The organism is Streptomyces triticisoli (genome assembly GCF_003270085.1).
Lineage (GTDB): Bacteria > Actinomycetota > Actinomycetes > Streptomycetales > Streptomycetaceae > Streptomyces > Streptomyces triticisoli.
This window is the reverse complement of sequence record NZ_QFDQ01000111.1, coordinates 1-5,275: the sequence shown is the minus strand read 5'-3', so window position 1 is coordinate 5,275 and position 5,275 is coordinate 1. Positions and strand designations below refer to the sequence as shown.

The following is a 5,275-nucleotide window of genomic DNA, read 5'->3' as shown; positions in this document are numbered from 1 at the left end:
GTAAGTCATTCAGCCCAGGAATATTCTCCGAATTCCTCCCGACTCAGCCGGGAATACATCAAGGCGCTTCCATGGCGCACTCCACCCACACCGTCTTGCACGGCAGCGGTCCCGTCCGTAAGCCCCAGCGGTCCGCCAGCTCCTCGACCAGCAGCAGGCCGTAGCCGGACTCCGCGGGTTCCGCGTCGGTGGTCGACCGTGCCCGCGCGGGCAGTTGGTCGCCGCGAGTGTCGGTGACCTCGATGCGGAGCGTCCCCAGTTCGTCGACGACGAGGGTGAGGCGGAAACTCCGGCCGGAGACACGGCCGTGCACGACGGCGTTCGTCGCGAGTTCGGCCACGATCAGCCGGGCCGGGTCCAACGGTACGCCCCAGGAACGCAGTTGCTCGGTGGCGAGCAGCCGGGCGAGGCGGGCGCCACGACGGGTCGCGGAGAGCGGCACGGAGAACTGGTGCAGCGGGGTGCGCGGGGCGGTGATTTCCTGATTCACGTCACCCAACGTGTTTGCTCGTGCGTAACTTGTGAAGAGTTGGTGTCCGGGCGGACGGCGACCGTCCGGACCCGGTCCGGCTTCCGTCCGGCTCGTCCGCAGTGACGGCCCGTGTACGGCCGGAGTTGAGCACAGAGGTGCGGCGCGGAGGGTGGTGACGGACGTGGACGACTGGAACGCGGAGCCGGAGGACGACGAGGCCGGGGGCGTCATGCGGACGGTCATCCGGCGGTTGAAGCTGTGGCGGGAGTCCGCCGGCATGACCCAGGCGGAGTTCGGGGCGGCCATCGGGTACGGGCAGGAGCTGGTCTCGTCCGTGGAGCGAGGGCGGCGGATCCCCCGCCCCGAGTACCTGGACGCGGCGGACGTGGCCCTGGGGGCGGGCGGCAAGATCGCGGCGTTGAAGGAGGACGTGGCGGAGGCGCGGTACCCGAAGAAGGTACGGGACGTGAAGCGCCTGGAGGCGGAAGCCGTCGAGATCTGTTCCTACAACAACTCGGTCATCGACGGGCTGTTGCAGACCGAGGAGTACGCACGGGCAGTGTTCAGCTCGCGGCGTCCGCCATTCACGGAGGAGGAGTTGGAGCAGCAGGTAGCTGCGCGGCTGGCTCGCCAGGAGATCCTGGACAGCTCCACCGCGTTGCCGGTCTTCAACTTCGTCCAGTGCGAGTCAACGTTGCGACGCCCCTACGGGGGCAGAATGGTGATGCGCAAACAACTCGAACAGCTATTTCAGCTGGGCGGGTTGCGTAACTTTGACATCCAGGTCATGCCTCTTGGGCGTGAGGGAAACGCAGGGGTCGACGGACCGCTCCGAGTGCTCCGACTCAAGGACGGCACCACCGTGGGGTACAACGAAGTGCAGCTCATCAGCCGTGCGATCGCCGACCCGAAACTCGTTCAGATCCTTGAGATCCGCTATGGGATCATCCGAGCCCAGGCTCTCAACCCTCAAGAGTCCCTGGCCTTCATCGAGAAAATGCTGGGAGAGCTATGAGCTTCAAGCCTGCCTCCGGGGACGGTACGGCGCTCGAATGGATAAAGAGCAGCTACAGCGGCGCAGACACCCCTTCCTGCGTCGAGGTCGCAACTACCCCCGAGGCCATCCACGTCCGCGACTCCAAGAACCCCCACGGCCCCCGCCTCGCCCTCAACCCCACCACCTGGGCGGCCTTCCTGCCGTATACCTCCGGGCACTGATCGGGCGAACATACGCGGCCCGCACCCAAGTCACGGGTGTGTCTCCCCCCGGATTCCTGGCCCGCGTTGTCAGAGCAAAGCCTCGCAGGATGACATGAACAGGCTTACTTGGCAAGGATTCCGGGGGTGTGAGGTCGCAAGTGGCGGATTTGGGCCACGCCTCGAACCTTCCACCTGCGGTTTTCAGGCCCCTCGCTGGCCCAAATCCGCCACTTGTTCACCACCCGGGCCTCGACCGCCCGGTCGGGGGCGGAAACGCGTGGTGGCGGAACGCGCCGCACGGCACGTTCCGCCACCAGAGCACCCCGTCACGTCGACGTACGACGCCTCCGCGCCCCCGGGCGGCGCTCGCTCGGCCGAGTGACCGCCTCGCCGGCCTCCAGGGCGGCCAGGCGGCGCTTCGCGCCGAAGTCGGCCAGGACCTCGGCCAGCTTGTGGACGGAGGGCTCGGGGGCCATCACGTCCACGCGCAGGCCGTGTTCCTCGGCCGTCTTGGCCGTGGCCGGGCCGATGCAGGCGATCACCGTCACGTTGTGCGGCTTGCCCGCGATGCCGACCAGGTTGCGGACCGTCGAGGACGAGGTGAACATCACCGCGTCGAAGCCGCCGCCCTTGATGGCCTCGCGGGTCTCCGCCGGGGGCGGCGAGGCGCGGACCGTGCGGTAGGCGGTGACGTCGTCGACCTCCCAGCCGAGTTCGATCAGGCCCGCGACCAGCGTCTCCGTGGCGATGTCCGCGCGCGGCAGGAAGACCCTGTCGATCGGGTCGAAGACCGGGTCGTACGGGGGCCAGTCCTCCACGAGCCCGCGGGCCGACTGCTCGCCGCTCGGGACCAGGTCCGGCCGCACGCCGAAGTCGATCAGGGCCTTGGCCGTCTGGTCGCCGACCGCGGCGACCTTGATGCCGGCGAAGGCGCGGGCGTCGAGGCCGTACTCCTCGAACTTCTCGCGCACCGCCTTGACCGCGTTGACCGAGGTGAAGGCGATCCACTCGTAGCGGCCCGTGACCAGGCCCTTGACCGCGCGCTCCATCTGCTGGGGCGTGCGCGGCGGCTCGACGGCGATCGTCGGGACCTCGTGCGGTACGGCGCCGTAGGAGCGCAGCTGGTCGGAGAGCGCGGGCGCCTGTTCCCTGGTGCGCGGCACCAGGACCTTCCAGCCGAACAGCGGCTTGGACTCGAACCACGACAGCTGGTCCTGCTGGGCAGCTGCGTTGCGCTCACCCACCACGGCTATCACCTTCCGATGGCCCTCCGGGGACGGCAGGACCTTGGCCTGCTTCAGGGTCTGCGCGATCGTGCCGAGGGTCGCCGTCCAGGTGCGCTGGCGGGTGGTCGTGCCGGCGACCGTGACCGTCATCGGGGTGTCCGGCTTGCGGCCGGCCGCGACCAGTTCGCCGGCCGCCGCGGCGACCGAGTCGAGCGTGGCGGACACGACGACCGTGCCGTCGGAGGCGCCCACCTCCGTCCAGCAGCGGTCCGAGGCGGTGCGGGCGTCCACGAAGCGGACGTCCGTGCCCTCGGCGTCCCGCAGCGGCACCCCGGCGTACGCGGGCACGCCGACGGCGGTCGCGATGCCGGGGACGACCTCGAAGGGAACGCCCCCGGCGGCGCAGGCGAGCATCTCCTCCGCGGTGTACGTATCGAGTCCCGGGTCCCCGGACACCGCACGGACGACCCGCCTGCCGCCCCGCACAGCCTCCATGACAAGATGTGCGGCATCCCGCGCCGCGGGGGCCCCAGCGGTGGGTGACGTACTGTCAACCACCTTCAGCTGGGGTGTGCCCGGGATCGGGTCCGAGGAAGGATCCGGGTCCGTGTGCACCACGGAGACGCCCTGCCGGGCGTGCCCGCGCACGACCTCGAGCACCTCGCGCTCGCCGACGAGGACGTCGGCGTGCGCCAGCGCCTCCACGGCGCGCAGTGTCAGAAGTCCCGGATCTCCGGGTCCGGCACCCAGGAAGGTGACCTGCCCGTGTTCAGGACTCGCGGCGGAAAAGGTGGTGGGGCTCACTGTGCTCGCTCCCCCATCAGACCGGCCGCGCCCTGCGCGAGCATCTCGGTGGCGAGTTCGCGGCCGAGCGCCATCGCCTCATCGTGCGTCCGGGGCACGGGACCGGTGGTGGACAGCTGCACCAGCTTGGAGCCGTCGGTCCTGCCGACGACACCCCGCAGGCGCATTTCCTTGACAGTCTGCCCATCGCCCAAAAGGTCGGCCAGCGCGCCCACAGGGGCGCTGCAGCCGGCCTCCAGGGCGGCGAGCAGTGACCGCTCGGCGGTCACGGCGGCCCGCGTGTGCGGGTCGTCGAGTTCGGCGAGCGCGGCGGTGAGCTCCGGGTTGTCCGCGGTGCACTCGACCGCCAGAGCCCCCTGGCCGGGGGCCGGCAGAATCGTGTCGACCGACAGGAAGTCGGTCACCTCGTCACTACGGCCGACCCGGTTCAGTCCGGCGGCGGCCAGGACGACCGCGTCGAGCTCGCCGCTCTTGACGAAGCCGATGCGGGTGTCGACGTTGCCCCGGATCGGGACCGTCTCGATGCCCAGGCCGTGGGCGCGGGCGTACCCGTTCAGCTGGGCCATGCGGCGCGGCGAACCCGTTCCTACGCGCGCCCCGTTGGGCAGGTCGGTGAACTTCAGCGCGTCCCGGGCGACGAGTACGTCACGCGGGTCCTCGCGCTTGGGGATGGCGGCCAGGACCAGGTCCTCGGGCTGCGTGGTGGGCAGGTCCTTGAGCGAATGAACCGCGAAGTCGACCTCACCCCGCTGCAGCGCCTCGCGCAACGCCGCCACGAACACTCCCGTGCCGCCGATCTGCGCCAGGTGCTCACGGGAGATGTCGCCGTAGGTGGTGACCGGGACGAGCTCGACGGGCCGTCCGGTCACCTGGCTCACCGCGTCCGCAACCATCCCGGACTGGGCCATGGCGAGCTTGCTCCGCCTGGTCCCGAGCCTCAGTGCCTTCTCACTCATACTGGCCCTCGGTTCTTGCTGTGGATCTCTGAGTCGTTGTCGGCCCGGGAGATGGAGGCCACCGTCTCCGGGTCGAGGTCGAACAGGGTGCGCAGCGCGTCGGCGTACCCGGCGCCGCCGGGTTCGGCCGCGAGCTGCTTGACCCTGACGGTCGGTGCGTGCAGCAGCTTGTCGACGACCCGCCGCACGGTCTGGGTGATCTCCGCCCGGTGCTTGTCGTCGAGGCCTGGCAGCCGCCCTTCCAGGCGGGCGATCTCGCTGCTGACGACGTCGGCGGCCATGGTGCGCAGGGCGACCACGGTGGGTGTGATGTGCGCCGCCCGCTGGGCCGCCCCGAAGGCCGCGACCTCGTCGGAGACGATACGGCGGACCTGGTCGACGTCGGCTGCCATCGGAGCGTCGGCGGAGGCCTCGGCCAGGGACTCGATGTCCACCAGGCGGGCCCCGGCGATCCGGTGCACGGCCGCGTCGACGTCGCGCGGCATGGCGAGGTCGAGGACGTGCAGGACCGGCTCGGGCCGCGGGGCGGCGACCGGCTCGGGCCTGCGGCGCTCGGGGACGCGGCCGACGGTGGCCGCGGTCGCGGCGAGCGCGGTGATCAGCTCGGCGTCGGCCTC

6 protein-coding genes are annotated in these 5,275 nt (G+C 70.5%); 2 read left to right on the top strand and 4 right to left on the bottom strand.

Features of this window, described 5'->3' with window-relative positions; all coding sequences use genetic code 11:
- Positions 1-58: 58 nt before the first annotated feature.
- A complete protein-coding gene (locus DEP02_RS17385; protein ID WP_112468380.1) occupies positions 59-490 on the bottom strand; it encodes an ATP-binding protein in 432 nt (143 codons plus the stop codon).
- A gap of 211 nt (positions 491-701) precedes the next feature.
- Between DEP02_RS17385 and DEP02_RS17380 the strand changes: the two genes are divergently transcribed.
- Positions 702-1,487 (top strand): helix-turn-helix domain-containing protein, encoded by a 786-nt coding sequence (locus DEP02_RS17380; RefSeq protein WP_112468382.1) that lies wholly within the window; start codon positions 702-704, stop codon positions 1,485-1,487.
- Entirely contained in the window at positions 1,484-1,690 is a 207-nt protein-coding gene (locus DEP02_RS17375) for a DUF397 domain-containing protein (protein ID WP_112468378.1), read from the top strand. Before DEP02_RS17380 ends, DEP02_RS17375 begins: the two co-directional genes overlap by 4 nt.
- A 308-nt stretch (positions 1,691-1,998) precedes the next feature.
- Here the strand turns inward: DEP02_RS17375 and DEP02_RS17370 are convergent, their stop codons facing one another.
- From DEP02_RS17370 to DEP02_RS17360, 3 genes are all read right to left on the bottom strand, one after another.
- Positions 1,999-3,702, bottom strand: coding sequence for a bifunctional uroporphyrinogen-III C-methyltransferase/uroporphyrinogen-III synthase (locus tag DEP02_RS17370; RefSeq protein WP_112468376.1), 1,704 nt, complete (start codon positions 3,700-3,702; stop codon positions 1,999-2,001).
- A complete protein-coding gene (hemC, locus tag DEP02_RS17365) occupies positions 3,699-4,658 on the bottom strand; it encodes a hydroxymethylbilane synthase (RefSeq protein ID WP_112468374.1) in 960 nt (319 codons plus the stop codon). The genes DEP02_RS17370 and hemC overlap by 4 nt, the downstream gene beginning before the upstream one ends.
- On the bottom strand, positions 4,655-5,275 hold a 621-nt coding region (locus tag DEP02_RS17360), incomplete at its 5' end, for a glutamyl-tRNA reductase (protein WP_500299442.1). The genes DEP02_RS17360 and hemC, both read right to left, overlap by 4 nt.